General features: G+C 62.9%; 2 protein-coding genes. Both read right to left on the bottom strand.

The window, feature by feature from the left end; genetic code table 11:
• Positions 1 to 364: 364 nt before the first annotated feature.
• Positions 365 to 1312, bottom strand: a complete 948-nt coding sequence (locus tag EN939_RS29950; RefSeq protein ID WP_127271270.1) for a cation diffusion facilitator family transporter — start codon at positions 1310 to 1312, stop codon at positions 365 to 367.
• A gap of 5 nt (positions 1313 to 1317) precedes the next feature.
• Positions 1318 to 2429 (bottom strand): anthranilate synthase component I (locus EN939_RS29945; protein ID WP_127271268.1); only part of this gene is annotated, 1112 nt, incomplete at its 5' end.

Raw genomic sequence — 2429 nt, 5'->3', positions numbered from 1 at the left:
GTACGCATGCCGAAGAAATACCGTTTCGATACCGGCGAGATTTCAATCCGTCGCGAGGGCCGAGCGGTCGTTCTCGAACCGCTTGCGCAGGATTGGGTCTGGCTCGACAGTTTGACCGGGCCACTTGACGACGATTTTGTTGAGGCAGCTTTGGAAGGCCGATAGAGACTGGCGGCGCAGACCATAGGATCCATGCGTGACATCTGAGCGCTGCTGCGGTGCAGAATTCTGTTCCGCTGCACTCTACGAAGGTCGCGGCATGGATCCTCGGGTCTCCGCGACGGAGCTTCGCTCCTGCTTCGCCCGTGGATGACGAAGTCGAGAAGCTTCGGTTAATTTTCCCAAGTCGCTACAGGAAATCGCCTCAGGCGAACGGCACGGCCGTCGTGCCCTTCGGCAGCTTGGCCTCGTCGTCGGGCTCGACATGGATGGTGACGCGCACCGAGGGGATTTCGGCCTTCAGCGCGTCCTCGATGCGGTCGCAGATGACATGGCTGGCGCCGACCGACATGTCTGCGTCGACGACCAGATGAAACTCGATGAAGGTGGCGCGGCCGGCGATGCGCGTCTTGAGGTCGTGCACCTCGAGCGCGCCCTTGCAATTGGCCGAGATGACGTCACGGATGCGCATGTGTTCCTGGGTGTCGACGGCGCGGTCCATCAGGCCGTTCATCGACGAGCCTATGACATGCCAGCCCTGCCACAGGATGTTCAAAGCCACGAGGACGGCAAGTGCGGGGTCAAGGATCTGCCAACCGGTCAGGATCGCTCCGACCAGGCCGCCGAAGACGCCGATCGAGGTGACCACGTCGGTCATGATGTGGTTGCCGTCGGCAACCAGCGCCGGTGATTTCTCCGCCCTGCCGGCGCGGATCAACGTCCAGGCCCAGAAGGCGTTGATGACCGTAGCGACGCCGTTGACGGCAAGACCTTCCCAGGGCTGTTCGAGCGGTGCCGGGGTCTGCCAGTGGCGCCAGACCTCGTTGAGGATCAAAAGGGCGGCGAGCACGATCAGCACGCCTTCCAGCACCGCCGAGAAATACTCGGCCTTGTGATGGCCGAAAGGGTGGTCCTGGTCGGCCGGCTTGTGGCTGACCTGGATCGCCCAGAAGGCTGCAACCGAGGCAATGACGTTGACGATCGATTCCAAGGCGTCCGAGTAGAGCGCCACCGAGCCGGTGACGTACCAGGCGGCAGCCTTCAGCGCGAGCACGACAAAAGCGACGATAATCGACCAGAAGGCAAGATTGGCGATTTTGCGCTTCGCGGCCGCCTTGGCCGCGGTCGCCATCGTGTTCTCGGCTTCAGCCATGATCGTCAGGCGGCCTTTTCCTTGGCCTTGCGGGGCAAGTGGGCGACGATGTTCTCGATGATGCGCATGCCGGCATTGTGGCCGAGCGTCATGATCGATTCCGGGTGGAACTGTACCGCGGCGATAGGCTCCTTGCGGTGTTCGAAGGCCATGATTATGCCGTCCTCGGTCTCGGCTGTGACGATGAAATCGTCGGGCAGGCGCACCGGATCGGCAAAGATCGAGTGGTAGCGGCCGACGGTCACTTCCTTGGGCAGGCCCGAGAAGATGATGCCGGGCTTGGAGACCCGGATGCGCGACGGCTTGCCGTGCATCGGTATGTGCAGCTGCCGCAGTTCGCCGCCATAGGCCTCCGCCAATGCCTGCAGGCCAAGGCAGACGCCGAAGATCGGCAGTTCGCGGGCGCGCGCCTTCTTGATGGTTGCGGCGCAATCGAAGTCCTTCGGCGTGCCGGGGCCGGGCGACAGCACGACGAGATCGGGTTTCAGCCGGTCGAAGACTTCCTCAGGCACCGGCGAGCGAACGGTCGAGACGTTGGCGCCGGTCTGGCGGAAATAATTGGCCAGCGTGTGGACGAAACTATCCTCGTGGTCGACCAGCAGGATGTTGACGCCGTCGCCGACGCGCGCGGTGGTTCGCTCGGTGCTGGCGGAATTGCCTGTCTTGGCGTCGCGGATGGCGGAGAGCATGGCGGATGCCTTCAGTTCGGTTTCTGCTTCTTCTTCCTCGGGAATGCTGTCGAACAGCAATGTGGCGCCGGCCCGCACTTCGGCAATGCCGTCCTTGATACGGATGGTGCGGAGCGTCAGGCCGGTGTTCATGTCACCGTTGAAATTGACCATGCCGATCGCACCGCCATACCAGGCGCGCGGGCTCTTCTCGTTCTGTTCGATGAAGCGCATGGCCCACAGTTTCGGCGCGCCGGTGACGGTGACCGCCCAGGCATGCGACAGGAAGGCATCGAAGGCATCCATGCCTTCGCGCAGCCGGCCTTCGATGTGGTCGACCGTGTGGATCAGGCGCGAATACATTTCGATCTGCCGACGGCCAATGACGCGCACCGAACCCGGCTCGCAGACCCGCGACTTGTCGTTGCGATCGACGTCCGAGCACATGG

Origin of the sequence: Mesorhizobium sp. M7A.F.Ca.CA.002.05.1.1 (genome assembly GCF_003998335.1) — a bacterium.
Lineage (GTDB): Bacteria > Pseudomonadota > Alphaproteobacteria > Rhizobiales > Rhizobiaceae > Mesorhizobium.
This window is presented reverse-complemented; position numbering and strand designations above follow the sequence as displayed.